Raw genomic sequence first — 26,244 nt, forward strand, 5'->3', positions numbered from 1 at the left:
ATATTTTCGTCAAAATACTACAATAATATTCTTACACCGTGTGGTTTAAACAGTACAAATTTGATTTTTAGTGAGCGACAAGCCAGTTGTCTCCCATGCCTACTTCAACATCTAAAGGCACGGCTATAGTGTAAGCATTTTCCATTTCAGATTTAATTAAAGTTTTCAACTCTTCTAACTCTGGTTTGTAAATATCAAAAACCAATTCATCATGTACTTGAAGTAGCATTTTAGATTTGTAATTGCCTTCTTCCAGTTTTTTGTGAATGTTGATCATGGCAATTTTAATAATATCTGCAGCACTACCTTGTATGGGTGCATTTACGGCATTTCGTTCCGCAGCTCCACGTACTATGGCATTACTACCATTGATGTCCTTCAAATAACGTCTTCTGCCTAAAACAGTTTGTACATAGCCATTGTCACGAGCAAAATCTACTTGCTCGCTCATGTAATTTCTTAATTTCGGGTAGGTCTTGTAATACGTATCTATTAGCTCTTTTGCTTCTGAGCGTGATAAGTCTGTTTGGTTGCTTAAACCAAAAGCAGATACGCCATAGATAATACCAAAGTTTACCGTTTTTGCATTACTACGTTGCTCACGTGTTACTTCTTCTAATGGGACATTGAAAACTTTTGATGCTGTAGAGGCATGAATATCTTCACCATTTTTGAAAGCTTCTATCATGGTAGTTTCTTCACTTAACGCTGCAATAATACGCAGCTCTATTTGTGAATAATCTGCCGCTAACAAAGTGTAATTCTCATCACGTGGAATAAACGCTTTTCTAACTTGTCTACCGCGTTCTGTTCTAATTGGTATGTTCTGTAAATTCGGATTGTTGCTACTTAAACGACCTGTTGCTGCCACGGTTTGCATATAATCTGTATGGACTCTACCCGTAGTTGGTTCTACTTGTTCTGGCAATGCATCTACATAGGTGCTCTTCAATTTGGCAAGACCTCTATAATCCAAAACATTTTGAATGATTTCGTGATCTTTTGCTAAATAGGATAATACGTCCTCAGCGGTAGAGTACTGACCCGTTTTAGTTTTTTTAGGTTTGGCTACTAATTTTAATTTATCGAAAAGTATCTCTCCTAATTGTTTTGGTGATCCAATGTTAAATTCCTCATCGGCAACTTCATATATTTTCTTTTCAAGATCAGCTATATCATTATTTAAATCTGAAGATAGCGAATTCAGGAATTTCTCATCTAAATTAATGCCTTCTAATTCCATATCGGCTAAAACGCGTAATAGTGGAATTTCTATTTCTTGAAATAATTTTTCTGTATTTGCTTCTTTTAATTCTGGTCTAAAATGTTGTGCTAATTGGTAGGTGATATCGGCATCTTCAACCGCATATTCGGTTTGTTTTTCTAAAGGAACATCTCTCATGCTCAATTGATTCTTGCCTTTTTTACCTATTAGTTCTGTGATAGAAACAGGTGTGTAGTTCAAATACGTCTCTGCCAAAACATCCATATTGTGACGCATATCTGGATTAATTAGATAGTGAGCCAACATGGTATCGAACAAAGGTCCTTTAACGTTAATGTTGTATTTGTCTAAAACTTTAATATCATACTTAAGATTCTGACCTACTTTTTCTATTGTTTCAGCTTCAAAGAAAGGGCGCAATTCTTCTAAAAGTGCCTGTACTTCCTCTTTGTTATCTGTAAAGGGTATGTAGAATCCTTTTGTGGCTTCCCAAGAAAAAGCAATACCAACCAATTCTGCAGTCAATGGGTCTAGACCTGTGGTTTCTGTGTCAAAGCAAACAGAAGTTTGCTGCATAAGGTTTTTTAAGAATAACTTCATTGCCATGCCAGGCGCAACACTTTGGTAAGAATGAGCAACATCTGCAATGGTTTGTCTACTAGAATAATCTTTAACAGTGGCACCAGAATCTGCTGGACTTCCGAATAAAGAGAACTGGCCAGAACCTGCATCTTGAATCTCCTTTTTTGCTACCGGGGCATCTGAAGCTTTAGCTGGGGTTTCTTCAGTTTCTGAAGAAAATAATTTAATAAACTGATCTTTTAATCTTCTAAATTCAAGTTCCTCAAATATTTTCTGAACCTCTTCGCCATTTGGTTCAGACATTTCATAATCACTAGCATTAAAGAGAACATCAACATCTAAACAAATAGTGGCTAATTTTTTGGATAAAAGCCCCAGTTCTTTATTGGCTTCTACCTTTTCTCTCATTTTACCTTTAAGTTTATCGGTATTTTCGAAAAGATTTTCCATGGAATCGAAATCAGCAATAAACTTTTTTGCAGTTTTGTCGCCAACACCTGGAAGACCAGGAATGTTGTCACTTGCATCACCCATCATTCCTAAATAATCAATAACCTGTTCAGGTCTTTCGACACCAAAACGTTTTTGAATTTCAGGAATACCCCAAATTTCAATTCCGTTACCCATTCTTGCTGGGCGATACATAAAGATGTTTTCTGAAACCAACTGTCCAAAATCCTTATCTGGTGTAACCATAAAGACTTTGTATTCTTCTTTTTCTGCTTGTTTAGCTAACGTACCAATGATATCATCTGCTTCCCAACCTTCTTTTACAACAACGGGAATATGCATAGCCTTTAATATTTCTTGAATATAAGGTATGGCAATACGAATGGCATCTGGTGTTTCTGATCTATTGGCTTTATATTCAGGAAATAGATCGGTACGTTCTGCACTTCCTCCTTTGTCAAAACAAACAGCTAGGTGGTCAGGTTTTTCTCGGCGTATTACATCAAACAAAGAATTCATGAACCCCATAATAGCTGAGGTGTCCATGCCTTGAGAATTTATTCTAGGGTTTTTTATAAGTGCGTAGTATCCACGGAATATTAGTGCATATGCATCCAGCAAAAAGAGTCTTTTTTGATCTGCCATTTTTGAAAATTGATTGTAAAAGGTTAAAAGTACAAATTGATACCGAAACTATAAGGGAGATTGCCCTATAGCTTAGACATTAAATATTGAAAGGATTTTTAATTTAACTTTTTAAATAACTGTCAGAAGGATTATTTATATGACCTTCTTTTGTAAATGTTCTATAGGTAAAGCCTGGGTGAATGCAGTATCCGCCAGTTTCGCCTTTTTTGTTGATGGCTATAAAACCAATTTGAAAATCTTGTTTGTCCTTATTCTTGGCTATGATGCGTTTTACGCCTTCTTCGCAAGCTTCTTGTGGAGATTTTCCTTGTCGCATTAATTCGACAATTAAGAAACTGCCAACTGTTCTGACAACTTCTTCACCAACACCTGTTGCTGTTGCACCACCTACTTCATTATCAACGAAAAGTCCGGCACCAATAATAGGCGAGTCACCAACTCTACCTGCCATTTTATAGGCCATGCCGCTGGTGGTACAAGCACCGGCAATATCTCCATCGGCATCAATGGCGAGCATACCAATAGTGTCGTGATTTTCAATATTGATGATGGGTTTGTACTGCGAAGTTTTTTTCCATTCTAACCACGCTTGTTTTGATTCTTCGGTAAGTAAGTCTGTTTTTTCAAAACCTTGCTCATATGCAAATTGTTCAGCTCCTTTGCCTGCTAGCATTACATGAGGAGTTTCTTCCATAACCTTTCTGGCTACCGAAATTGGATTAGCAATATTTTGCATAGCCAATACGGCACCACAATTACCGTCTTTATCCATGATACAAGCGTCTAGAGTGACATTTCCATCTCTGTCCGGTCTGCCGCCATTACCTACAGTGCTATTGTTCAAATCGTTTTCTTCTACCATAACACCTTGGTGTACGGCATCTAAAGAACTGCCTCCTTTTTCAAGAACTTTCCAAGCTTTAGCGGTTGCATTACCAAAATCCCAAGTGCAAATGGCAATTGGTAGTATAGGTGTTTTGCCTGTATCTTTTGCTGCTGTAGTTTCGTTACAAGAAGCTAATATTGGTGCCGATAACATTCCCGCAGCTACAGTGCTAGAATTTCTTAGAAACTTTCTTCTTTTCATGGGTTTGGTTCTTTACTTTTAGTGACCTTAAATATAGTAATATGATAGTAGAAGTTTGTGCTAATTCCTTAGAATCTGCCTTGGTTGCCGAACGTGCTGGGGCAGACCGTATTGAGTTGTGTTCAGAACTTGCGGTAGGTGGTTTAACTCCTTCTTACGGATTATTAAAAGCAATTAAAGAACGGTTGTCTATTCCTGTACATGTATTAATTAGACCAAGAAGTGGAGATTTTACTTATACTGAAGATGAGCTTAATATTATGCTTAAGGATATTGCACTTTGCGTAGATTTGGGATTTGAAGGTATTGTATCTGGTGTGCTTTCAGATGATTTCACATTAGACGTTGATAGTACCAATAAGTTGAAAGTTGCTGCGGGTAATTTAAAATTCACTTTTCACAGGGCATTTGATTGGATAGTAAATCCGTTGGAAGCATTACAGCAATTGGAAACAATGCAAGTAGATTATATTTTATCATCTGGGCAACAAAAATCTGCAGCTGAAGGTATTGATTTTCTGTCAAATTTAAATAAACAGAATAAAACAGTTCAGATAATGCCAGGTTCTGGTGTAAATGCTAGTAATGTTGACATGTTTAAAAACTATGGTTTTAATGCGGTGCATCTTTCGGGAACCAAGATGATAAAGACAATTTCAAAGAAACCTATGATTTCTATGAATTCAGCAGGTTTTTTAAGTGATGATCATAGTGCTATTACCCAATTAGAAAATATTAAAGCTGTGGTGGTTAAGGTTAAATAAAATGCAAATGAGTGCACATACCACTGTTATACAGATATCTTTGTAAAAATTCTATTCATGATACGTTGGCTTATATTTACCATAGCATATATCGCTTTAAGCTTTTACGTGCTTCAAGCATTAAAAACAATTACAAAACAACCTTGGTGGTCATGGATTTATATTGCGGTCTCATTGGCTGTCATGATTAATTTCATATATCAATTTACGGTAGGCGAGGAAACAGGTCGTGTTTTAAGTATTCCTAAAAGTTATGCGTTTGGGTTTTTATTGACGATGTTAACTTTTAATGTTATAACAATCTTATTCTTGTTCTCAGAAGATATGTACCGTCTTGTCTCTGGATTGTACCAAAAAATATATGGGGAAGAAAAGCAATTTGGATTACCTGCACGTAGGCGTTTTTTAAGCTTATTAGCTTTAGGTGTTGCCGCAATACCCTTTGGTGCACTTTTGTATGGAATGTATAAAGGGAAATATAACTTTAAGGTTTTAAGGTATAACCTAGAGTTCGATGATTTGCCCGATAGTTTTGATGGTTATCAGATTACTCAGATATCAGACATTCATAGTGGAAGCTTCGATGATAGAAAAATGATTGAATACGGAGTAGATTTGATCAATAAGCAAAAAAGTGATGTGCTTTTGTTTACGGGTGATATGGTTAATAATATGACTTCAGAAATGCTGCCATGGGCAGATTTGTTTAGTACATTAGAGGCTAAAGATGGTAAATTTTCGGTATTGGGAAATCATGATTACGGAGATTATATTCCTTGGGAAACCGAAGAGTTGAAACATCAAAATTTAGAAGACTTAAAAGCATTGCAAAAAAAGATGGGTTTTGACCTTCTTCTTAATGAGCATAGATACCTGCAGAAAGGAGAAGATAAAATTGCTTTAGTAGGAGTAGAGAATTGGGGTAAAGGTGGATTCAAAAAAGCAGGAGATCTTAAGAAAGCTGCTTCAGAGATTAAGCCCGATGATTTTAAAATTTTAATGAGTCATGATCCATCGCACTGGGAAATGGAAGTTATTAAAGATGCTTACCATTATCACTTAACCCTAAGCGGTCATACCCACGGTATGCAATTTGGTATTGAGATACCTGGCTGGATAAAATGGAGTCCGGTAAAATGGAGGTATCAATATTGGGCAGGTATATACAAAGAGATGGGGCAATTTATTAATGTAAATAGAGGTTTTGGGTTTTTAGGCTACCCAGGAAGAGTAGGAATTTGGCCTGAAATCACTGTAATTACCCTAAAGAAAAAAGCATTAACATGATTTTAACCCTATTGTAGGGTTACAATTATATAGCCAAGTGTAGTATTTTAACAATTTTTATTACATTTGGGTAACATAGAAAAGCATTTTATATGTCCAAATTTGGTGAGCTTATAGATTTAAAGGTACCCGTTCTTCTGGATTTTTTCGCAGAGTGGAACGAACAGTCGACTGCAATGCATTCTGTATTAAGGGATGTTGCTGCTGCTTTAGGTGATAGAGGTAAGGTAATTAAGATTGATGTGGACAAGAATAAAGAGCTTTCGCAAGCTTTACGCGTTAAAGGATTACCAACCTTAATGATCTACAAAAACGGCGAAATGGTATGGCGTCAAAGCGGAGAGCAAGATGCTAATACCCTAATTGGTATTCTTAAAGAATACGTTTAAAAATTTATAATTTTTTTAAAAGAATAAAACTTTGGGCGAAAGCCCAAAGTTTTTTATTGTGCAGTAATACCAACAGTATCTTCTAGGATATCTGTTCTAGTATTGTCTGGTTGAATAGTATCTGATATTGGTAGGGAATCTGTCATATCAGGATCAGACTGTAACATTTCTTCTCGCATATCCATATCATCTTCATCTTTATAAAAATGTTGGAATTTATCGATGTACTCGTTAAAAATCAATGTTTCTTTCTCTGCAATATCTTCTGTATCATTTGTGATAATGATATCTATATTACGCCTATAGGCTTCCATATCGGCAATTATATCGTCAATATTGCTGTACTGCTCGTCTAAATTAGTAGACGCATAATACTCTAATCTTTCTTGGTACTTCTTTTTTAGTTTCTCAAATAAAGCACGTGCTTTTTGACTTTCCCCAACTTTATAGTATCCGTCAACAAAAGGTTCTACTAAGGTGTAATAGCCAAATTTGTCAACAGGCATATTGGTAAGAGATATTTCAATTATGTCCTTTGCCTTGTCCATTTTATTTTCTTTGATCAATGCTTCGGTCAAGCGAGCTAAATTACCTCTGAACGATACGCTCTGTATACGGGTTTGTACATCATGATAGATGTCACCGCCTGCATTACCCCAATCCCATCCAGATACAATGTCATACATTAAATCTGTGTCTATGCGGCCTAGTTCAAAAGAGTTAGGTCTTTCTGTGCGAATAGGTACTAATTTATAAGCTAGACCATCTAATTGTAAGTAGTCTTTCATCCACAGATATTCTGCATCGTCAAAACTACCTCCAGAGAAATATAAAGGACGTTTCCAATCATTGTTGGCTAGAATATCAAGCATCATCATGCTTTTCTTGGTAATTGCGCTTGGTAGGTCTATGTCTATATATTCAACAATTAAATCTGCATCTTTCTCTTTTACCAATCCGCTATTTAGAACATTCTGCTTGTTTACGGGAACTCTAATTTTATTGGTAGGGTAGTAGACCATATTCTGAGTTTCTTCGGCATACTGACTTAAATCTGCTCCGTTTTGCTCAAATAAATACTTAAGCTTTGTTCTAGGCTTATCGCTATCGATCCAATTTATAAAATCTTTAATAGGCCATCTGTTCTCAGTAATACCTTGGTGGTAAAGAACGTCTCGTGATCCCCATCTATATTTCTCATGTGTAATTTGAGAAGGTATTGGTGCGCTCTCATATGCAGCTACTTTCATTTGATCTACATACCAATCTGTTTCAAAAAGACTGGTACAAACAATACGTACATCTGTTCTGTAATTCTCAATTTCTTGAGCATACCATATAGGGAAAGTGTCATTATCACCTATTGTAAATAATATGGCGCCGGCATCTTCTTGGCAAGAATCTAGGTAGGCTTTTGCAGATGAATTGGCCGTGTATCTATTAGATCTATCATGGTCGTCCCAGTTCTGTACAGCCATAACGGTTGGTACTGCAAGAAGTGATACCACTACTACAACGGGAGCTAATATTTTAGGTGTAATCCAATCTTTGAAACTATCATATAATCCGTAAACTCCTAATCCTATCCACAAGGCAAAAACGTAGAATGAACCTACTAGTGAGTAATCACGTTCGCGAGGTTGAAAAATTCCCGGATTGGTATAAAATTGAATTGCTAGACCTGTAAAAAGAAAGAAAATCAATAATACCCAAAACTGTTTTTTGTCTTTTGAAAGTTGAAAAACGATACCGATGATACCTAAAATAAGAGGTAAGAAGAAATAGGTATTTCTTCCTGGATTATTTTTAATGTCGCTTGGCAGGTTGTCTTGGCTTCCTAAACGCCAGCTATCTATTGCATTTATACCACTTAACCAATTCCCATTATCATTATATCGACCTTGAACATCATTTTGCTTCCCAACGAAATTCCACATAAAGTAGCGTAGGTACATATAGTTGAATTGAAATTCTACCATATATCTAACGTTGTCCCAAAGAGTAGGTGGCTGTACTTCTATATACTCATCAAAACGCTTTAAAAAGCTAATGTATTGATCTGCTCCAATTTCACCATTGGCGAAACCTATTTTAACCTGCTCTGCAGCTTGTCTTAATTCTTGATTTGGTTGTGTAATCTTAAAGTCTAATGCTCCAAAATAGCGCATGTAGTTTTCTGCATTTTGCGAACTCCACATTCTTGGCAGTAAGCCTTGATGTTTTGGATTAGGACCTTGAACGGCGTCTTTGAACTTATTTACAATAATATATTTGCCAAGGGTGTAATCTTTTTCATATTTAGGTTTTCCATCTTGATCTTCACCTGCTGGGGCAAACATATCAGAATAATATGTTCCATATACAGGGCTATCTACTCCAGGGTATTGCTCTCTATTATAATATGCTAAAAGTGCTCTGGCATCTTCTGGATTGTTTTCATTAATAACCACTTTAGCGTTTGCTCTAATTGGTAGCATTAACCATGAAGAAAAGCCTAAAAATAAAAACATCATACAAAGAACAATGGTGTTGGCTGTTCTGTAATCATTTTTACGCGTATAGTTTAATCCGAAGTAGAAAGCAGCGATAAATAAAATTCCAATAATTATTGATCCAGAATTAAATGGCAATCCTATACTGTTGATGAAAAATACTTCTCCCCATCCAAAAAGCTGAAGTACATAAGTAAGGGAGAATTTGTATACCAGCATCAATATGGCGATAACAACAATGTTCGCTAATAAAAAGTTTTTTACGGTAGTCTTTTTGTATGTTTTGAAGTAATACAAAAGTCCAATAGAAGGTATGGCTAAAAAGCCCATAAACTGGATACCGAAAGTAAGCCCTACAACAAAAGAGATTAGTACAATCCACCTGTTTCCACGCGGGTCGTCTAAATTATCTGTCCATTTTAAGCCTAACCATAGTAATAAAGCCATAATGAAACTTGCCATAGCATACACTTCTGTTTCTACGGCATTGAACCAAAAGCTATCTGAATAAGTAAATGCAAGCGACCCAACCAAAGCACTACCGAAAACGGCAATGGCTTTGCTGTTTGTAAACGGACCATCTTTGTCTATAAGTTTTCTGGTAATATTGGTAATGGTCCAGAACATAAATAGAATGGTGAATGCACTTGAAACACCAGATACAAGGTTTACCATCATAGCAACCTGGCTAGGTTCTAAAGCAAACATTGCAAAGAATGCTCCTATCATTTGTAATAAAGGCGCCCCTGGTGGGTGACCAACTTGTAGCTTAGCTGCTGTAGCTATATATTCCCCTGCATCCCAAAAACTATTGGTGGGTTCAACGGTTATATAATATGTAATAAGGGCTATAAAAAATACGGACCATCCTAATATAGTGTCCCACTTGTGGTAGTTCTTTGAAAACATGAAGCTTGGGTTAAACCTAAGTGGCGAATTTACTAATTAATATAGAAAGGAATGAACTATTTTTATAAACCTTTAACATGCTAAAAGCATAAATTTTTATTTTTACTTTAAAAAAGATTTGGTGAAACCAAACTTTGTTTTAAATTTGCAGCCTCTTAAAAAGGTATTGGCCCATGGTGTAATGGTAACACTTCGGTTTTTGGTACCGTCATTCAAGGTTCGAGTCCTTGTGGGCCAACTAAGAGAACAAAGAAAATCCTGATATCATTGATATCGGGATTTTTGTTTTTATGATATAAATCATTTTAATTGTTTCTCTATTACGTGACTTTTGCTAAACCGTTGGTGTTTTGTAGGGCTATTGTCAAAAAAATGACAACCTGTCTGTCAGTATTTTTGTACATTTAATCTGATAACGTTACAAATTCGTCGGAAAAGAAACCATTTCGGTGTCGTTATTATATAATTTAGTACCCTAAATACTTAACCTTATGAAACTCTCTCCAAAAGTTTTAAAGATATTATTGATTGTTGTTCTGCTAGGATTTGGCATAGGATTCTATGTTCAAGATTTAAAACATGAAGAAAGTACCGCTCATGCTTGGAAAGCTAACAGGTATAATTTAGATCGTTTCAATAAAATCATGGAATACAATAAGAAGATGAATTCATCTAATTGGAGGGTGTTAAAAGATAGTATTGATCAACAATTAGATACACTTATGATTCTTCGTTTTCGTAAAGAAGTTGATAGTTTAGATGCTTCTGAGCCACAAGCATATAGTGATCAAGTTGAAGTTCATGCTTCTTTCGGACCTCAGTAAGCGTAAAATGTCTTCCAAGTTCTGCGAATACAGCTTTAGATAGTATCCTCAGTATTCGTTTGTGAATCTTTGTTTATATTTTGTTCGATGGAAACTTCTGTTTCGGTTTTTCGTAATGCATCTTCTGCTAGATTTCTTTCTAAAATTTCCTCGTCAATTTCGTCTAACATAGTTCCCATTTTTCGTTTATCGCTAATCATTGCCCATGTCATTACAAGACTTGTGGCTATAATTACAAATAATAAAATTCCAGATTCAAACCCTTCAATTTGCGCTTCCATCGGTATTGCGTAAAATAGTAAAACAGTTATAAGGCCTCTGGGTGCAATAAATAGTTGAGGTAACATATCTTTTCCTACGAATACTACCAGTATCAAAAATCGTATTGCATAAATGGATGCTATTATTAATAGACTCACTATTGCCACGTTTATGCTTAGTAAGGATGATAAGACTATGGTGATACCGAAAATAACAAAGAAGAATGTGCGTACTACAAAAGCGGTTTCTAGAGTGACTATATGTAATTCATGATAAATTTGCTGCATTCGTTCAGCTTCAAGAAATATTTTAGTCTTTCCGGGAAAGAACAGGTTTACATTTTTTACCAGTAGCCCAAAAACAAGAATTATTATTAATGAGGATAAATGCATTTTTTTGCCAATAGCATAAAGTAATAGTAGCACTGCTATAAGTAAAAATAATTTCGCCTGACTTTTGATTTTTTGAAAAATTAGAATGATTGCGTAACTAGCAACTAAAGCAATTACTAGGGTTAAAACTAAATTCAAGGCAAAACCACTAGCTCCCGTATCTTCAGCGGGGTTTAATTTTCCAGTTAAAAAGTAGAACATCATTATGCCCATGATATCAGAGAAGGTGCTTTCGTAAATGTGGAATTCTTTTTTTTCTTCGCTTAATCCGCCAACACTAGGGATAATTATTGCACTGGATAAAATAGATAGAGGCGTAGCGTAAAGCCATGCAGACTGCATAGTCATATTGGGTATAAACTGATAAAGTATTAAAGCGGCTATGTATGCAGAACCTATTAAGCCTATTAGTGCAATGGCCATAGATTTGAGTATAGGCCATAATTTTTCTTTTTTTAATTCTAGTTCTAAAGCCGCCTCTAAAACAATCATTATAAGGCCAACAGTTCCTAAAATTTCTAAGGAGCCCTTAAAATCTGGGACTTCTGGTATAAAAAATTCTAATCCTATTTTAATAAGAATACCCAAAACAATAAGCATTAGTACTGCCGGTATGTTTGTCTTTTTTGATATACCATTGAAAAAAAAGGATAATACAACAATTAAGGATGCACCTATAATAAGGTTATATGAGGATAAGATTTCCATTTGGCTATGTTTTGGTTGGTGTTTGTCTAAAAATAAGATAATTTATAGGAAGGATAATTTTCAATGAGCTTATATTTTATTTGATTGTTTTCAAAGTGATTGAATTAGCTGTAATTAGGCTATTGTAGGAAATTAAATTTATTGTATATTTGCAAAGCTGAAAGGATATAAAGGTATTCATGAGGGGACAATTAGTCCCCTCTTTTATTACTTATTATTTATGCTAAAGGAAAAAGTAAAAGAATTATTGGAACAAGGTCTTCAAGAAGATCCCTCCCTATTTTTAATCGATTTCACTATGGGTGCTGATAATAGCATTCATGTGGTTATAGACGGTGACCATGGGGTTACGGTCAGTGATTGTATAAAAATTAGCAGGGCGATTGAGCACAATTTAGATAGGGATGAACATGATTTTTCTCTTGAAGTAGCTTCTGCAGGTGCAGCTGCTCCGTTGGTTATGCCGCGCCAATATTCAAAGAATATTGGTCGAAAACTTGAAGTTCGTACAAATGATGATAAATTTGAAGGTAATTTAACTGCTGTAAACGATGATTCGATTGTTTTAGAGTGGAAAGCCAGAGAGCCTAAGCCAATAGGGAAAGGAAAAGTAACCGTTCAGAAAAAAGAAGAAGTAAATTTTTCAGATATTATTAAAGCAAAAGTTGTATTAAAATTTTAATTGTAATTACCAATGGAAAATATTGCGTTAATTGAATCTTTCTCAGAGTTTAAGGACGATAAGTTCATAGACAGGGTAACATTGATGGCCATTTTGGAAGATGTTTTTAGAAATGCGCTTAAAAAGAAGTTTGGTTCAGATGATAACTTTGATATTATTATCAACCCAGATAAAGGTGATTTAGAAATTTGGAGAAACCGTATTGTTGTTAACGATGGTGAGGTTGAAGAGCCAAATGAGGAAATTTCATTATCTGCAGCTCGTAAAATTGAGCCAGATTTTGAAGTTGGTGAAGATGTGTCTGAAGAGGTGAAATTAATTGATTTGGGTAGAAGAGCAATTTTGGCTTTGCGCCAAAATCTTATTTCTAAAATTCATGAACATGATAATACAACTATATATAAGCACTTTAAAGATTTAGAGGGTGAAATTTATACAGCTGAAGTTCATCATATTCGTCATAAAGCAATTATTTTACTAGATGATGAGGGTAATGAGATAATCTTACCTAAAGACAGACAAATTCCTTCTGATTTTTTCCGTAAAGGTGATAATGTAAGAGGTGTAATTGAAAGTGTAGAATTGAAAGGTGCAAAACCTACTATTATAATGTCTAGAAGTTCACCTAAATTCTTGGAGCAATTATTTTTTCAAGAAATACCTGAAGTTTTTGACGGTTTAATTACGGTTAAGAAGGCGGTTAGGATACCGGGAGAAAAAGCGAAGGTGGCTGTAGACTCTTATGATGACCGTATTGATCCAGTTGGTGCCTGTGTAGGTATGAAAGGATCAAGAATTCATGGTATTGTTCGTGAATTAGGAAATGAAAATATAGATGTTATAAACTGGACAGCTAACCCACAATTGTTAGTGACCAGAGCATTGAGTCCGGCAAGAGTTTCTTCGGTTAAGTTGAACGAAGAGAAGAAGACGGCACAAGTTTACTTAAAACCTGAAGAGGTTTCTAAGGCAATTGGTAGAGGCGGACATAATATTAGATTAGCTGGTCAATTAACTGGTTATGAGATAGATGTGTTCCGTGAAGGAGTAGAGGAAGATGTTGAATTAACAGAATTCTCTGATGAAATCGATGCTTGGATTATTGAAGAATTCAAGAAAATCGGATTCGATACAGCTCGTAGCGTTTTAGAGCAAGACGTTAACGATTTAGTGAAGCGTACAGATTTAGAAGAGGAAACTATTTTAGAAGTTGTGCGTATCCTAAAAGAAGAATTAGAAGATTAGCTATATATTAGCACTTAAATAAAAGAACGGGAATCAGTATTTATGGCAGACAATGCGAAAATAAGGCTTAATAAAGTTCTTCGTGAACTTAATATTTCCTTGGATAGGGCAGTGGACTTTCTTAACGGAAAAGGACATGATGTGGAAGCGAGGCCTACCACTAAAATTTCCGATGATGTTTATCAGGTTTTGCTTGACGAGTTCCAGACGGACAAGAGTAAAAAAGTTGCATCAAAGGAAGTTGGTGAAGAAAAACGAAAAGAGAAGGAGGCTATTCGAGTTCAATTAGAAAAAGAACAAGAAGATCGTCGCTTGGCCCGTGAGCGAAGAAACGCCGAAACTGAAGAGAATACCTTAGTTGGTAAGGTTGAACTTGCTGGTCCTAAAATGGTAGGTAAAATTGACCTGAATCCTAAAAAGAAGGTTGAAGAACCTATTAAGGAGACTCCAAAAGCTGAGGAGAAACTTGCTCCTAAAGTCGAGGAAAAGGTTACGCCTAAAGTTGAAATTTTGGAAACTCGTAAGGTTATATTAGAAAAACCTAAGGTCGTTGCACCTGCGGTTAAAAAGCCTGAAGAAAAGAAAGAGGAGCCAAAAGTAGAAGCGCCAAAAGCTGAAACACCGAAAGTTGAAGCCACTAAAAAGGCAGAGGTTAAAGAAACTCCAAAAGAACCAGTAGTGGAAGCTGCTCCAGAACCTGAAGCTCCAAAAACTATTGAAACGCAATACCAGAAATTAACTGGACCAAAAATTGCTGGAGAGAAAATCGATCTTAGTAAGTTCGAGAAGCCTAAGAAAAAGAAAGAAGAGAAAAAACCTGCAGATAGAGCAAGTACGGATCGTAAAAAGAGACGTAGAAGAATTGTTACAAAGAATCCTTCTGGTCCTGGTCAAAGTAGAGGTACGGCTAACACTGGAGATAGAAATAAAGGTAGGGGTAGATTTGCGCCTGTAGCAAAAGTGGAGCCTACTGAAGAAGATGTACAAAAACAAGTGCGTGAAACCCTAGAAAAACTTCAAGGTAAATCCAAGAAGGGTAAAGGGGCTAAGTACAGAAGAAGTAAAAGAGATCAGCATAGAGAGCAGACTGAGAAAGATTTAGAACAACAGGAATTAGAGAACAAGGTACTTAAGGTTACTGAGTTCGTTACTGCAACTGAGGTTGCTACTATGATGGGTGTTTCTACGACAGAAATTATTTCTGCATGTATGTCCTTAGGTTTAATGGTAACAATGAATCAGCGTTTAGATGCTGAGACTTTGTCTATTGTAGCTGAAGAATTTGGTTATGAAGTTGATTTCGTAACGGCAGATATAGAAGAAAGTATAGTTGAAGAAGTTGACGCTCCTGAAGACTTAAAGCCAAGAGCTCCTATTGTAACAGTAATGGGTCACGTGGATCACGGTAAAACATCTTTATTGGATTATATCCGTAAAGAAAATGTTATTGCCGGTGAAAGTGGTGGTATTACTCAGCATATTGGTGCTTATGGTGTTACTTTAGAAAATGGAGAGCGTATAGCTTTCTTAGATACCCCTGGTCACGAGGCGTTTACCGCTATGCGTGCTAGAGGTGCTCAAGTTACCGATATTGCAATTATTGTTGTAGCGGCTGATGATGATATCATGCCACAAACGAAGGAGGCTATTAGTCATGCGCAAGCAGCTGGTGTGCCAATCGTTTTTGCTATTAACAAGGTTGATAAATCAACAGCTAATCCTGATAAGATTAAAGAAGGTTTAGCACAAATGAATTTGTTAGTAGAAGATTGGGGTGGTAAAATTCAGTCTCATGATATCTCAGCAAAGACAGGTTTAGGTGTTAAGGAATTATTAGAGAAAGTATTGCTTGAAGCTGAAATTTTAGAGCTTAAAGCAAATCCGGATAAACATGCGACCGGTACAGTTGTAGAAGCTTTTCTAGATAAAGGAAAAGGTTATGTTTCTACTGTATTGGTGCAGTCAGGTACGCTTAAGATAGGTGATTATGTGTTGGCCGGTACCACTAGTGGTAAGATAAAGGCAATGCAAGATGAAAGAGGAAACAGTGTTAAAGAAGTAGGACCTTCTAGACCAATATCTATATTAGGTCTTGATGGTGCTTCTCAAGCTGGTGATAAGTTCTATGTGTTAGAAGATGAGCGTGAAGCTAAACAAATAGCTTCTAGAAGATCTCAATTACAACGCGAGCAGTCAGTAAGAACTCAACGTCATATTACACTTGATGAAATTGGGCGTAGAATAGCGTTAGGGGAATTCAAAGAGCTTAATATTATTCTTAAGGGTGATGTTGATGGTTCGGTTGAGGCGTTAACAGATTCTTTCCAGAAATTATCTACAGATGAGATTCAGGTAAATATAATACACAAAGCAGTTGGTCCTATAACGGAATCAGATGTGTTGTTAGCTTCTGCATCGGATGCAGTTATAATTGGTTTTAATGTTAGACCAATGGGTAACGCTAAAGCTATTGCTGAAAAAGAAGAAATTGATATTCGTATGTATTCTATTATATATGCTGCTATCAATGATCTTAAAGATGCGATGGAAGGTATGTTGTCTCCTGAAATGAAAGAAGAGATTTCTGGTACAGCTGAAATTAGAGAGACATTTAAAATCTCTAAAATTGGTACCATTGCGGGTTGTATGGTTACTAGTGGTAAAATCTTTAGAAACTCTAATATTAGATTAATACGTGACGGTGTGGTAATATACACTGGTACTTTAACATCTTTAAAACGATTTAAAGATGATGTTAGAGAAGTAGCAAAAGGTTATGATTGTGGACTTCAGATTAAGAACTATAATGATATCAACGAAGGTGATATTGTCGAAGCATTCCAAGAGGTTGCTGTTAAGAAGAAGTTGAAATCTAAATAAATAAATTAAAAGCTTCCTTTAAAATTATATCAAAAAAAAATCGACCTATTTGGTCGATTTTTTTGGTTTTAATAACATCGCGTCTGGATACTTGACACGAACTTCATTGAACTTTCGTTCTGCATCTAATTTAGAAGTGAACCTTCCTACTCTTACACGATAGGTTGGTGAGTCAAAATCAATTTTTGAAGATAGTTCAGGGAAATCTTCTTCGACATTTGCTTTTATTCTTTGGGCTTTCGCGTAATTTCCGAAACCTACCTGTATTCTGTAATATTCATTATTGCTTAAAGAAGATTTGTATATCTCTAGCAATTGGTCAATCTTTTGGTCTTGCTGAATATTTACTTTAGCGCCTTGCGCGTAGCTAAAGTGCGTAATACATGCAAAAATTACCAAGGTACTTAGTGTTTTCATAACCTATTTGTAGTTTTATTTTCAATCATTGCAAAAGTAATTTATTCAGGATCAAACAAATAAATGGTTGTTTATTTAGAATATTTCTAAATTGTAAATTATAGATACATTAACATTTTTCAAATAAAGTCTATGTCGTATTTTTGTCTCCGATTTAGGCATTTGGTGGATTGTAATTGGTTTCATCTATGACCAAAATCATGCCAAGATTCCGATAGAAATATTCGATATATGAAAAAGGTTCCAAACCGAAATCAGTTTTCTAAAATTTTAGGTTTATCCCTAATAGCAATTTTATTTTCTGCAAGTCCATTAATAGCGCAGGATGCTGCTGCAGATGCAACAGCTGTAGAGGCTGCCGCTGGTGGTGGAGATGCAAAGAAGGGTAAAGCTTTGTTCAATCAGAACTGTGCTGCTTGTCACGCGTTAAATCGTAAGATGACGGGGCCTGCATTAGAAAATGTGGAAAGTAGATTAAGTGAAGATGAAGGTTTAGATAGAGAGTGGCTTTATGCTTGGATTAAAAATAGTCCAGCTGTTATAAAGTCAGGTGATGCTTATGCAAACAAGTTGTATGCTGAATACAATCAAGCTGCAATGACGGCATTTCCAACATTGTCTAACACTGACATTGATGATATATTGGCATATACTGCTGCTGCACCCGCTGCAGCTCCTGCCACTGCTGCTGGGGATGTTCAGTCGGCTGCCGGAGGAAGTGGTTCTTCATCCGGGGTTTCAAATGAAATTATTTTAGGTGCCTTAGTATTGGTATTTGGGTTGTTGGTGGTCATGTTGCTATTGGTTAATAAGACATTGCAGCGTATAGCTCAAGCAAACGGAATAGCGATAGAGAAAGAAGGTGCCGCGAAAAGAACTCCAATTTGGAAAGCTTTTGCTCAAAATCAATTTTTAGTTATTGTTACTGCAATACTATTATTGTTAGGTAGTGCTTATTTCGCTTATGGATGGATGATGCAGGTTGGTGTAGATCAAGGTTATGCTCCTATTCAGCCAATTCATTATTCTCATAAGATACATGCTGGTGATAATAAAATTGAATGTAAATATTGTCACTCATCAGCACGAGTTTCTAAAACATCTGGAATACCATCTCTGAATGTTTGTATGAACTGTCATAAATCTATTTACGAGTACACGGGTAATCCAGAAGGTCCTTCGCAAGAAGATTTAGAAAATGGGTACACTAATGAGTTTTATACAGGTGAGATCAAGAAGTTGTATAAAGCAGTTGGTTGGGATGAGGAAAATCAAAAATATACTGGTGAGAGTCAGCCAGTAGAATGGATTAGAGTTCATAACCTTCCTGATTTTGCTTACTTTAATCACTCGCAGCACGTTTCTGTTGCAGGTGTGGATTGTCAAACTTGTCACGGTCCTGTAGAGGAAATGGAAATTATGTATCAATATTCTCCTTTGACTATGGGGTGGTGTATTGATTGCCATAGAGAGACCAATGTTAAGGTTGAAGGTAACGAGTATTACGAGAAAATACATGCAGAGCTTTCTAAGAAGTACGGTGTAGATAATTTAACAGCTGCTCAGTTGGGTGGTCTGGAATGTGGTAAGTGTCACTATTAATAATAATTTAAAGAAGCTAATTACAGAATACGTATGGCATCAAACAAAAAATATTGGAAGAACGAGGCGGAGTTAAATCCTAACGATTCCATTGTTGAGGCGCTAAAGCAGAATGAATTTGTAGAGCAGATTCCTGTGGATGATTTCTTGGGTGACAAGGAAACTTTGTCTTCTACAAACACAAATCGTAGAGATTTCTTGAAGTATGTTGGGTTTAGTACCGCGGCAGCTTCTTTAGCAGCATGTGAAGGACCGGTTGTAAAATCGATTCCTTATGTTGTTTTGCCTGAAAATATAGTGCCGGGAGTTGCTAATTATTATGCGACTACTGTAGCTAATGGATTTGACTTTGCAAGTATATTGATCAAAACTCGTGAAGGTCGTCCTATCAAGGTTGAGAATAATACCTTGGCGAAAATAGGCGGTTCTGCAAATGCTAGAATTCAAGGTTCAGTTCTTTCTTTGTACGATAGTACAAGATTGCAAGGGCCGATGGCGAACGGTGAGCCTGTTGAATGGGATGTGCTGAAAGCAACGGTTAAAGCTAAAATGGGTGGACTTAAAGGTTCGGCTAAGAAAATAGCGATACTTACGCAAACATATGCCAGTCCATCAACAGATCGATTAATGGCAGATTTAGTTGCTGCTAATGAGAATGTTGTTCATGTAACTTATGATGCAATATCAGAGGATGCTGCTTTAAATGCTTTTGAAAATAAATACGGTGAGCGTGCTTTAGCGGATTACGATTTTGAAAAAGCTGATCTTATAGTTTCTTTTGGTGCGGATTTTATTGCTGATTGGCAAGGTGGCGGATATGATGCTGGTTATTCTAGAGGTCGTGTGCCTAAGAACGGTAAAATGTCAAGACATGTACAGTTAGAGGCGAATATGTCATTAACTGGTGCTAACGCAGATAAGCGTGTGGCTATGAAGCCAAGTGCTCAGAAAGTTGTTTTGGCTAAATTATACGGTAAATTAAATGGTACATCTGTCGGTGGTAACACTTCAGAATATGATGTATTAGTTGATTCTATTGCTGCGGAAATTAAGAAGGCTGGATCTAATGCGGTTGTTGTTACTGGGTTGGATGATGTAAATGCTCAGGCGGTTGTTTTGGCAATTAATGAGATGTTATCAAGTAAGGCTTTTGATACTGCTGCTCCTAAGTATATTAGAAAGGGTAGTGTTAAGGCTGTAAATGCTTTAATTGCCGATATGAAAGCTGGTAGGGTTGGTGCTTTGTTAATGGACGGGGTTAATCCTGTTTATTCTTTGCCTAATGCAGCAGATTTCAAAGAAGGTTTGGCTAAAGTAGACCTTACAGTTGCATTTTCAACCAATTGGAATGAGACTACTGAAGCTGTTCAGTATGTAGGTGCAACAAACCATTACTTAGAGTCTTGGGGAGATGTTCAGATAAAAAAGGGGCATTACAGTTTAATGCAACCAACAATTAAAGAATTATTTGATACGAAGCAGTTCCAAACTGTAGTTTTAGAGCTATTAGGAAGTGAGCAATCGTATTATGATTATATAAAAGATACTTGGTCAAGTAGTGTTCTTAACGGAGCTAATTGGAATCAAGCATTGCAAGATGGTGTTTTCAGTGCCGATACAATGGTAGTGAATGAAGAAGGTGCTGCTCAAAATGTAGTTGCATCGGAAACACCAACTGAGGTAGTGGCGAATACTTCTATGGCTTCGGCGATACGTAGTCTAGCAAATACTACTAGCGAAGGAATGGAGCTTACTTTATATTCAAAAGTAGGTATGGGTGATGGGCAGCAGGCAAGTAACCCTTGGCTTCAAGAGTTTCCTGATCCAATTACAAGAGTGTCTTGGGATAATTATGTTACTATATCTAAGGCGGATGCTGTTGAATTAGGTGTAGAGAATGTAAATGTCGCAAATGGCGGTATGGATGGTAACTATGTTAAGCTAACCGTTAACGGTGTTAGTTTAGAAAAAGTTCCTGTAGTTGTGCAGCCTGGTCAAGCAAAAGGTACTGTAGGTCTTTCTTTTGGTTATGGTAAAAAAGTAGGCTTGAAAGAGGATATGCAAACAGGTGTTAATGCATTTGCTTTGTATGACGGTTTCAATGCTAACCAATCTGTAAGTGTAGAGAAAGTAGCAGGAAATCATGAGTTTGCTTGTATTCAATTGCATAAAACCCTAATGGGTAGAGGTGATATCATAAAGGAAACAACTTTAGAGATATTCAATACAAAAAATCATTCTGAGTGGAATGAAGTTCCTATGGTTTCTTTAGATCATCAAGAGGTTCCCGCAACTTCGGTTGATTTATGGGACAGCTTTGATCGTACTATTGGGCATCATTTTAATATGTCTATCGATTTAAATGCATGTACCGGTTGTGGTTCTTGTGTTATCGCTTGTCATGCTGAAAATAATGTACCTGTTGTAGGTAAGGCTGAAGTAAGAAAGTCTAGGGATATGCACTGGTTGCGTATCGATAGATATTATTCTTCAGAAGAAACTTTTGAAGGAGATAATCAGAAGAAAGATGGTTTTGATGGTTTATCTGGTGATAATGGTTCATTAGGAGGTTTCGGAGAATTGGAAGATCCTTCTGCTAATCCTCAAGTGGCATTTCAGCCGGTTATGTGTCAGCATTGTAATCATGCGCCTTGTGAAACTGTTTGTCCTGTAGCGGCAACATCACATGGTAGACAAGGTCAGAATCAAATGGCTTATAACAGATGTGTAGGTACAAGATATTGTGCAAATAACTGTCCTTATAAAGTACGTAGATTTAACTGGTTCTTGTATAATAACAATGATGAGTTTGATTTCCACATGAATAATGATTTGGGTAAAATGGTATTGAACCCAGATGTAAATGTTCGTTCTCGTGGAGTAATTGAGAAATGTTCTATGTGTATTCAAAAAACACAGAAGACTATTTTAGATGCCAAGAGAGATGGGCGTGTTATTGAAGATGGAGAGTTTCAAACAGCTTGTTCTTCTGCTTGTAGTAATGGAGCCATAGTATTTGGTGATGTTAATGATGAGAAGAGTAAAGTTGCAGAATTAAAAGCGAGTGATCGTATGTACCATTTATTGGAGCATGTAGGTACTCAACCAAATGTTTTCTACCATGTTAAGGTTAGAAACACCAACGAAGCATAAACAATAGTAGAAAGTAATTATAACAAAAGTCTATGGCGTCGCATTACGAAGCACCTATACGTAAACCCCTAGTAATTGGGAACAAAGGCTACCACGATGTAACTGTGGATATTGCCGCCCCAGTAGAAGGAAGAGCAAATAAGCATTGGTGGATAGTTTTTTCCATTGCCTTAGTGGCATTTCTTTGGGGAGTAGGTTGTATTATTTACACAGTCTCTACCGGTATCGGTACTTGGGGTCTTAATAAAACAGTTAACTGGGCTTGGGATATTACCAACTTTGTTTGGTGGGTAGGAATCGGACATGCCGGTACTTTGATCTCAGCGGTATTATTATTGTTTCGTCAAAAATGGAGAATGGCAATTAACCGTTCTGCAGAAGCAATGACCATATTTTCGGTTGTACAAGCAGGTTTGTTTCCAATTATTCACATGGGTAGGCCATGGTTGGCTTACTGGGTACTTCCAATTCCAAACCAATTTGGATCATTGTGGGTGAACTTTAACTCTCCACTTCTTTGGGATGTATTTGCGATATCAACATATCTTTCTGTTTCATTAGTATTCTGGTGGACAGGTTTACTGCCAGATTTCGCTATGATTCGTGATAGGGCTGTATTGCCTTTCCAAAAGAAAATCTATAGCTTGTTAAGTTTTGGTTGGACAGGTCGTGCTAAAGATTGGCAACGATTTGAAGAAGTATCTTTGGTACTTGCTGGTTTAGCAACGCCTTTGGTATTATCTGTACATACTATTGTATCATTTGACTTTGCTACTTCGGTAATACCAGGTTGGCATACAACTATCTTTCCACCTTATTTCGTTGCTGGGGCTATCTTTTCTGGTTTCGCAATGGTGAACACATTATTAATAATAATGAGAAAGGTATGTCACTTAGAAAATTATATTACTATTCAGCATATTGAGTTGATGAACATCGTAATAATGCTTACAGGATCTATTGTAGGTTGTGCATATATTACAGAGTTATTCATGGCATGGTATTCTGGTGTTGAATACGAACAGTATGCTTTCTTGAATAGAGCAACCGGACCTTACTGGTGGGCTTACTGGTCAATGATGACTTGTAACGTATTCTCTCCACAGTTTATGTGGTTTAAGAAACTTAGAACAAGTATTATGTTCTCTTTCTTTATATCTATTATAGTAAACATAGGTATGTGGTTCGAGAGATTCGTAATTATCGTAACTTCTTTACATAGAGATTACCTTCCATCATCTTGGACAATGTTCTCGCCGACATTTGTTGATATCGGTATATTCATTGGTACTATTGGTTTCTTTTTCGTTCTATTTCTTTTATATGCTAGAACGTTCCCTGTTATTGCCCAGGCAGAAGTTAAATCTATTTTAAAAGCTTCTGGTGAAAAGTATAAAACACTAAGGGATGCAGGTAAGCCATTGTATACAATTACTCCATTAAAAAGTGAAGTAAGAGAACCAATTACTGATGATGTCATAATGGGTGAGGTAAAAGCACCTGTTGATGATAAGATTGGTGTATCAGACTTGTTAAGTGCAGTTGGAACATTCGATGCTACAACTCAACAACCTGATAATTTGAAAAAAGTAAAAGGTATTGGTCCACAAATGGAGGCTACTTTAAACGAAATTGGAATTTATACATTCGCTCAAGTTGCTAGAATGACCGAGAGCGAGTACAATTTGTTAGATTCTATTACAGGTTCTTTCCCAGGTAGAGCTCAACGTGATGACTGGGCAGGACAAGCAGCAATTTTATTAAATAACAAAAGATAAATATGGCATCTAAAGTTATACACGCTTTTTACGATGATGATGATATTCTTATGCTTGCCGTTAAAAAGGTAAAAGCAGCGAAACATCATATTGACGAAGTATACTGTCCTTTTCCTGTACACGGGTTGGATAAAGCTATGGGGTTAGCTCCAACAAGATTAGCAATTACAGCGTTTCTATATGGTTGTGTTGGTCTTACTGTTGCAGTGTTAATGATGAATTACATCATGATAGAAGATTGGCCACAAGATATTGGTGGTAAACCAAGTTTTAGCTACTTGGAAAACATGCCGGCATTTGTGCCTATTATGTTCGAATTAACGGTTTTCTTTGCTGCCCATTTAATGGTTATAACATTCTATTTAAGAAGTAGATTATGGCCTTTTAAAGAAGCTGAGAATCCAGATGTTAGAACTACGGATGATCATTTTTTGATGGAGATAGAAATCCATGACAACGAGCAAGAATTAAGAGACTTATTAATGGATACTGGTGCAGTTGAAATTAACATCTCAGAAAAAAACAGTCATTAAATATGAACAGTTTTAAGAAATTAGCAATAGTATTCGGTTTGGCTATCGTGGCAACTTCTTGCCAGAATGAGCGTGAGCGAAATTATCAGTACATGCCTAATATGTATGAATCTGTAGGTTATGAAGCTTATGGTGAGGCAGATTTTTTGCCAAATAAATCAGAAGCAATGTTGCCTCCGGCAAATACAATAAATAGAGGGTGGTTGCCATATGAAATTGAAAATTCTCCAGAAGGTAAAGAATTATCAAGATTGCAGTCTAGTCCTTTGGATTCAATGAATGTGGAGGCTAACTTAGCAAAAGGTGGTCAATTATATACAATTTATTGTGCTATTTGTCATGGTGACAAAGGTGACGGACAAGGTACACTTGTTAAAAGGGAAAAGATATTAGGTGTTCCTAGTTATGCTGACCCAGTAAGAAACTTGACAGTAGGATCTACATATTATACAATTCATTATGGATTGAATTCAATGGGTTCTTATGCATCTCAAATGAATACAGAAGAGATGTGGCAAGTATCTGAATATGTAATGAAACTGAAACAAGATTTAACCAAATAATAGGTAAACAATACTATGTATACGTTTTCAAATAGACTCAAAATAGCGTCCATCGTTCTAATGATAGTAGGTGCATTAGGAATCATTGGAGGATTTGTTATGGCTCCTGGAACCATAGCAGAGGCGAAAGAAATGGTGGCAAGTCATGACTCTGGTCATGGTGATGCTCATGGAGCTGAAGCTGAACATTCAACACAAGAGAATGATCATGCTGTTGCCGATACTCACGGAGAGGAACATGATTCTTCTCATGATCAACATTTATTAGATCAACTTAAAAATAGACCTTGGGCAGCTTTGTATGTTGCGGCTTTCTTTTTTATGATGATATCACTTGGTGTTTTAGCATTTTATGCTATACAACGTGCTGCGCAGGCAGGTTGGTCACCTTTGTTATTCAGAGTTATGGAAGGTATAACGTCTTACTTGGTTCCTGGCGGTATTATAGTATTTGTTATTTTACTTCTTTCTGTATTGCACATGAATCATTTGTTTATTTGGATGGATGAAACGGTAGTAGCTCACGATGCTTTACTACAAGGTAAATCTGGTTATTTAAACCCTACTTTCTTTTTGATAAGAGCAGCTATATTTTTAGCGGGTTGGATTGGTTATAGAGAGTATTCTAGAAAATTATCTTTAGCTCAAGATGAGTCTGATGATAATTCTAATTTCAAATTAAACTTTAGAATATCTGCTGGTTTCTTGGTATTCTATTTAATCTCTGAGTCTATCATGTCTTGGGATTGGATTATGAGTGTTGAGCCGCACTGGTTTAGTACTTTGTTCGGGTGGTATATTTTTGCTAGTATGTTCGTATCTGGTATTACTGTGATTGCAATGGTTACAATTTACTTGAAGTCTAAAGGACTTTTACAAGATGTGAACGATAGTCATATTCATGATTTAGCTAAATTTATGTTCGGTATCAGTATTTTCTGGACATACCTATGGTTCTCTCAGTTCATGCTTATATGGTATTCTAATATTCCTGAAGAAGTTACATATTACATCACCAGAATTGCTGATTATAGATTGCCTTTCTTTGGTATGGTAGCTATGAACTTCTTATTTCCTGTGCTGTTATTAATGAATAGTGATTATAAAAGAGTTAACTGGTTTGTTATTTTAACTGGTATTGTAATCTTAGCGGGTCACTATATGGATATTTTTAACGCCATTATGCCTTCTACAGTAGGTAAGAACTGGTATATTGGTATTCCTGAAATTGGATCTGTATTGTTTTTCGCAGGTTTATTTATATTTTGGGTATTTAGAGCACTTGCAACGGCACCTCTACAACCAAAAAGAAATCCGTTTATTGAAGAAAGTAGACACTTTCATTATTAATAGATAAGTAAAGTATAACATTT

General features: G+C 36.2%; 18 protein-coding genes and 1 tRNA gene. 14 read left to right on the plus strand and 5 right to left on the minus strand.

All coding sequences use genetic code 11. The features are described 5' to 3' along the window. Positions 1 to 67: 67 nt before the first annotated feature. Positions 68 to 2,902 (minus strand): DNA polymerase I, encoded by a 2,835-nt coding sequence (polA, locus tag BM296_RS06465; protein WP_091902225.1) that lies wholly within the window; start codon positions 2,900 to 2,902, stop codon positions 68 to 70. A gap of 103 nt (positions 2,903 to 3,005) precedes the next feature. After that, a complete protein-coding gene (locus BM296_RS06470) occupies positions 3,006 to 3,992 on the minus strand; it encodes an isoaspartyl peptidase/L-asparaginase family protein (protein WP_091902227.1) in 987 nt (328 codons plus the stop codon). Between the two features lie 41 nt (positions 3,993 to 4,033). Between BM296_RS06470 and BM296_RS06475 the strand changes: the two genes are divergently transcribed. The 3 genes from BM296_RS06475 (at position 4,034) to BM296_RS06485 (ending at position 6,432) form a co-directional block, all read left to right on the plus strand. Continuing rightward, complete coding sequence (locus tag BM296_RS06475; protein WP_091902229.1) at positions 4,034 to 4,756, plus strand: copper homeostasis protein CutC; 723 nt, start codon at positions 4,034 to 4,036, stop codon at positions 4,754 to 4,756. A 57-nt stretch (positions 4,757 to 4,813) separates the two neighbouring features. Beyond that, a complete protein-coding gene (locus tag BM296_RS06480) occupies positions 4,814 to 6,043 on the plus strand; it encodes a metallophosphoesterase (protein WP_091902231.1) in 1,230 nt (409 codons plus the stop codon). Between the two features lie 92 nt (positions 6,044 to 6,135). Then, a complete protein-coding gene (locus BM296_RS06485) occupies positions 6,136 to 6,432 on the plus strand; it encodes a thioredoxin family protein (protein WP_027064982.1) in 297 nt (98 codons plus the stop codon). 53 nt (positions 6,433 to 6,485) lie between these two features. Here the strand turns inward: BM296_RS06485 and BM296_RS06490 are convergent, their stop codons facing one another. Continuing rightward, on the minus strand, positions 6,486 to 9,833 hold the full coding sequence (locus BM296_RS06490) for a glycosyltransferase family 117 protein (RefSeq protein ID WP_091902233.1): 3,348 nt from the start codon (positions 9,831 to 9,833) through the stop codon (positions 6,486 to 6,488). Positions 9,834 to 10,000: 167 nt separating this feature from the next. Here BM296_RS06490 and BM296_RS06495 point away from each other — a divergent pair. Together BM296_RS06495 and BM296_RS06500 are read left to right on the plus strand one after the other, a co-directional pair. Further along, positions 10,001 to 10,071: transfer RNA gene (locus tag BM296_RS06495), tRNA-Gln, on the plus strand. Positions 10,072 to 10,324: 253 nt separating this feature from the next. Further along, positions 10,325 to 10,657 carry a hypothetical protein gene (locus BM296_RS06500; RefSeq protein ID WP_051638163.1) on the plus strand — a complete coding sequence of 111 codons (333 nt, stop codon included), beginning with the start codon at positions 10,325 to 10,327 and terminating at the stop codon, positions 10,655 to 10,657. A 35-nt stretch (positions 10,658 to 10,692) separates the two neighbouring features. Here the strand turns inward: BM296_RS06500 and BM296_RS06505 are convergent, their stop codons facing one another. Further along, positions 10,693 to 12,018 (minus strand): cation:proton antiporter domain-containing protein, encoded by a 1,326-nt coding sequence (locus BM296_RS06505; RefSeq protein WP_091902235.1) that lies wholly within the window; start codon positions 12,016 to 12,018, stop codon positions 10,693 to 10,695. 220 nt (positions 12,019 to 12,238) lie between these two features. Between BM296_RS06505 and rimP the strand changes: the two genes are divergently transcribed. Genes rimP through infB form a run of 3 tightly spaced genes read left to right on the plus strand, consistent with a single transcriptional unit; the run spans position 12,239 to position 16,825 of the window. Then, positions 12,239 to 12,700: a ribosome assembly cofactor RimP gene (gene rimP / locus BM296_RS06510; RefSeq protein ID WP_027064979.1), complete on the plus strand. Its 462-nt coding sequence runs from the start codon at positions 12,239 to 12,241 to the stop codon at positions 12,698 to 12,700. Between the two features lie 12 nt (positions 12,701 to 12,712). Continuing rightward, positions 12,713 to 13,945 carry a transcription termination factor NusA gene (nusA, locus tag BM296_RS06515; protein ID WP_027064978.1) on the plus strand — a complete coding sequence of 411 codons (1,233 nt, stop codon included), beginning with the start codon at positions 12,713 to 12,715 and terminating at the stop codon, positions 13,943 to 13,945. A gap of 42 nt (positions 13,946 to 13,987) precedes the next feature. Continuing rightward, complete coding sequence (infB, locus tag BM296_RS06520) at positions 13,988 to 16,825, plus strand: translation initiation factor IF-2 (protein WP_091902237.1); 2,838 nt, start codon at positions 13,988 to 13,990, stop codon at positions 16,823 to 16,825. A gap of 45 nt (positions 16,826 to 16,870) precedes the next feature. Here the strand turns inward: infB and BM296_RS06525 are convergent, their stop codons facing one another. Beyond that, positions 16,871 to 17,242, minus strand: coding sequence for an SPOR domain-containing protein (locus tag BM296_RS06525; protein WP_036145677.1), 372 nt, complete (start codon positions 17,240 to 17,242; stop codon positions 16,871 to 16,873). 231 nt (positions 17,243 to 17,473) lie between these two features. Between BM296_RS06525 and BM296_RS06530 the strand changes: the two genes are divergently transcribed. From BM296_RS06530 to BM296_RS06555, 6 genes are read left to right on the plus strand one after another with little or no spacing between them, the layout of a single operon-like run. Continuing rightward, a complete protein-coding gene (locus BM296_RS06530; RefSeq protein ID WP_091902239.1) occupies positions 17,474 to 18,844 on the plus strand; it encodes a c-type cytochrome in 1,371 nt (456 codons plus the stop codon). Between the two features lie 33 nt (positions 18,845 to 18,877). Further along, on the plus strand, positions 18,878 to 21,997 hold the full coding sequence (locus BM296_RS06535; protein WP_091902290.1) for a TAT-variant-translocated molybdopterin oxidoreductase: 3,120 nt from the start codon (positions 18,878 to 18,880) through the stop codon (positions 21,995 to 21,997). A gap of 32 nt (positions 21,998 to 22,029) precedes the next feature. Then, complete coding sequence (gene nrfD / locus BM296_RS06540; RefSeq protein ID WP_091902292.1) at positions 22,030 to 23,775, plus strand: helix-hairpin-helix domain-containing protein; 1,746 nt, start codon at positions 22,030 to 22,032, stop codon at positions 23,773 to 23,775. A 2-nt stretch (positions 23,776 to 23,777) separates the two neighbouring features. Next, the gene (locus tag BM296_RS06545) at positions 23,778 to 24,308 is read left to right on the plus strand and encodes a DUF3341 domain-containing protein (protein ID WP_027064973.1); all 531 of its coding nucleotides are present in this window, start codon (positions 23,778 to 23,780) and stop codon (positions 24,306 to 24,308) included. A gap of 2 nt (positions 24,309 to 24,310) precedes the next feature. Beyond that, positions 24,311 to 24,871, plus strand: a complete 561-nt coding sequence (locus tag BM296_RS06550; protein ID WP_027064972.1) for a c-type cytochrome — start codon at positions 24,311 to 24,313, stop codon at positions 24,869 to 24,871. 15 nt (positions 24,872 to 24,886) lie between these two features. Continuing rightward, positions 24,887 to 26,221: a quinol:cytochrome C oxidoreductase gene (locus BM296_RS06555; protein ID WP_091902294.1), complete on the plus strand. Its 1,335-nt coding sequence runs from the start codon at positions 24,887 to 24,889 to the stop codon at positions 26,219 to 26,221. Positions 26,222 to 26,244: the final 23 nt, after the last annotated feature.

The sequence above is a fragment of the Maribacter stanieri genome, assembly GCF_900112245.1.
Taxonomy (GTDB): Bacteria; Bacteroidota; Bacteroidia; order Flavobacteriales; family Flavobacteriaceae; genus Maribacter; species Maribacter stanieri.

Coding starts and splice junctions, on each gene's coding strand:
- polA (WP_091902225.1), bottom strand. CDS start 2,902: ATGGCAGATCAAAAAAGACTCTTTTTGCTGGATGCATATGCACTAATA.
- BM296_RS06470 (WP_091902227.1), bottom strand. CDS start 3,992: ATGAAAAGAAGAAAGTTTCTAAGAAATTCTAGCACTGTAGCTGCGGGA.
- BM296_RS06475 (WP_091902229.1), top strand. CDS start 4,034: ATGATAGTAGAAGTTTGTGCTAATTCCTTAGAATCTGCCTTGGTTGCC.
- BM296_RS06480 (WP_091902231.1), top strand. CDS start 4,814: ATGATACGTTGGCTTATATTTACCATAGCATATATCGCTTTAAGCTTT.
- BM296_RS06485 (WP_027064982.1), top strand. CDS start 6,136: ATGTCCAAATTTGGTGAGCTTATAGATTTAAAGGTACCCGTTCTTCTG.
- BM296_RS06490 (WP_091902233.1), bottom strand. CDS start 9,833: ATGTTTTCAAAGAACTACCACAAGTGGGACACTATATTAGGATGGTCC.
- BM296_RS06500 (WP_051638163.1), top strand. CDS start 10,325: ATGAAACTCTCTCCAAAAGTTTTAAAGATATTATTGATTGTTGTTCTG.
- BM296_RS06505 (WP_091902235.1), bottom strand. CDS start 12,018: ATGGAAATCTTATCCTCATATAACCTTATTATAGGTGCATCCTTAATT.
- rimP (WP_027064979.1), top strand. CDS start 12,239: ATGCTAAAGGAAAAAGTAAAAGAATTATTGGAACAAGGTCTTCAAGAA.
- nusA (WP_027064978.1), top strand. CDS start 12,713: ATGGAAAATATTGCGTTAATTGAATCTTTCTCAGAGTTTAAGGACGAT.
- infB (WP_091902237.1), top strand. CDS start 13,988: ATGGCAGACAATGCGAAAATAAGGCTTAATAAAGTTCTTCGTGAACTT.
- BM296_RS06525 (WP_036145677.1), bottom strand. CDS start 17,242: ATGAAAACACTAAGTACCTTGGTAATTTTTGCATGTATTACGCACTTT.
- BM296_RS06530 (WP_091902239.1), top strand. CDS start 17,474: ATGAAAAAGGTTCCAAACCGAAATCAGTTTTCTAAAATTTTAGGTTTA.
- BM296_RS06535 (WP_091902290.1), top strand. CDS start 18,878: ATGGCATCAAACAAAAAATATTGGAAGAACGAGGCGGAGTTAAATCCT.
- nrfD (WP_091902292.1), top strand. CDS start 22,030: ATGGCGTCGCATTACGAAGCACCTATACGTAAACCCCTAGTAATTGGG.
- BM296_RS06545 (WP_027064973.1), top strand. CDS start 23,778: ATGGCATCTAAAGTTATACACGCTTTTTACGATGATGATGATATTCTT.
- BM296_RS06550 (WP_027064972.1), top strand. CDS start 24,311: ATGAACAGTTTTAAGAAATTAGCAATAGTATTCGGTTTGGCTATCGTG.
- BM296_RS06555 (WP_091902294.1), top strand. CDS start 24,887: ATGTATACGTTTTCAAATAGACTCAAAATAGCGTCCATCGTTCTAATG.